This is a genomic window from Dolichospermum sp. LEGE 00246, assembly GCF_015207865.1.
Classification (GTDB): Bacteria; Cyanobacteriota; Cyanobacteriia; order Cyanobacteriales; family Nostocaceae; genus Dolichospermum; species Dolichospermum heterosporum.
Map to the genome: position 1 here is coordinate 1 of NZ_JADEWA010000679.1, position 1946 is coordinate 1946.

Annotated in this window: 2 protein-coding genes; both read left to right on the forward strand. The window is 33.4% G+C overall.

Annotation, left to right across the window (positions count from 1 at the left end; translation table 11 throughout):
• A partial coding sequence (locus tag IQ228_RS25480; protein WP_193964935.1) for a restriction endonuclease occupies nucleotides 1-1028 on the forward strand: 1028 nt, incomplete at its 5' end.
• Between the two features lie 121 nt (nucleotides 1029-1149).
• The gene (gene hemJ, locus IQ228_RS25485) at nucleotides 1150-1737 is read left to right on the forward strand and encodes a protoporphyrinogen oxidase HemJ (RefSeq protein WP_027404782.1); all 588 of its coding nucleotides are present in this window, start codon (nucleotides 1150-1152) and stop codon (nucleotides 1735-1737) included.
• Nucleotides 1738-1946 lie beyond the last annotated feature (209 nt).

Consider the following 1946-nt stretch of genomic DNA (forward strand, 5'->3'; position numbering starts at 1 on the left):
ATATTAATATTAAAGCTAAAGCTGCAAATCGTGGTTCAAAATCAAGATCCAGCTTTGCTAATCATTATGCTATATATGTTTTGATTGAAGATTATTTACAAAAGGAATTTCATCTTAAGAATGGCTATGAAGATTATGAAGGCGCACAATATATAAATTTATTAATGCGGCAAAGAGAGTTACCTTTTGGAAACAAACTTCAAAATCATGCTCTGAATCATCGTTTAAATGAAGAATTTAAAAAATATTTTCACACCTCAGATTATTTACCAATAATAAGAGATTCAACAACAAATAGATATTGGATTAATGAAAATCTTTTAAAAATTCAAATTGGTGAGCAAGTAATTAATATTTCTGAATCCATCAAAGATATTATTGATGCTTATATTCAAGCAAGAATGAATTCATTCAATGAATTTGTGATTTATTGTCAAAAAATGATAGAAATTCAAAATCATTCATCTGAAGCAGCAATTGAATTCATTAGAAGTTTATTAAAACCAAATATAGATGCTAGAGTATTTGAGATTGTTAGTTATGCGATTTTAAAACATTATTATGCAGAACAAAAAATATATTGGGGTTGGTCGCAAGATGAATTAAATATTGATCATTTAATTTTGTATAAAACTGGACGCACAAATGCAAATGATGGTGGGATAGATTTTGTCATGAAGCCTCTGGGAAGGTTTTTTCAAGTTACAGAAACCTTAGATACGGGAAAATATTTTTTAGATATTGATAAGGTACAAAAATATCCAGTTACTTTTGTAATCAAAACTGAGGAAGAAGTCGAATATTTACTCAATAAGATTGAGGAACAAGCAAAGACAAGATATCAAATCAAAGCTATTATTAAAAAGTATATGGAATGTATAGAGGAAGTGATAAATATTCCAGAACTAATACTTCGTTTTAATAAAGTTTTAGAATTTAAAAGAGGTATTCAAGTAATTGAAGAAATAGTTTTACAAAGTCGAGTTGAGTTTAATATGGAAGAAGAAGCTGCTGGGGATGAAGTATGATGATGCCAAATATACGGTTCACACTTCTTAACCTATCCACATCCTTGCTGCGAAATCATCTTAACCTGATAATGAGAGTAGATGCAATCATTTGTAAATTGATAAAGGTAGGTTAAAATTCATGGCGTATTCTTGGTTTAAAGCATTTCATATTGTTGGCTTTGTTGTTTGGTTTGCGGGGTTATTCTACCTAGTGCGGTTGTTTATCTACCATGTTGAAGCTAACCTTGAACCAGAACCAGCAAGAACGATACTGAAGAACCAGTATCAAATCATGGAAAAGCGTCTTTACGACATTATTACCACTCCAGGACTGTTTGTGACAGTAGCAATGGCTATTGGTATTTTATCTACCAACATGGAACTGTTAAAAGAACCCTGGCTACATTACAAATTAGGATTTGTAGCGGTTTTAATTGGCTATCATATTTACTGCGCTAAATTGATGAAGCAGTTAGCAGCGGATGAATGTAAATGGACTGGTCAAAGTTTACGCGCCTTAAACGAAGCGCCGACGCTTTTATTAGTCGTAATTGTGATGTTGGCGACATTTAAGAATAACTTACCTACAGACCTCACCGCTTGGTTAATTTTTGGTTTGGTGATTTTCATGGCTGTGAGTATTCAACTCTACGCCAAAATCCGCAGACGCAATCAGGAAAAACTGACAGGACAATTAAAAGAGGAGTCAGGAGTAAAAGCTTTTTAACTATCGGTAGGGGTAAAGCAAAATCTCATTGGTGTCAACTTAACGTAAAACCTGTAGCCCGCCTGGGAATGATAGCGTAGCGTGGCGTTAGCCATATTCCCAGTCTAATAGCAGAAGTCATCTGAAGATGACTAAATAACCCGGAAATTTTTGAGTAAACTTTAGTTTATAGCGGTTCTCGATTGAGTGAGATACAAGAACCCCACCCC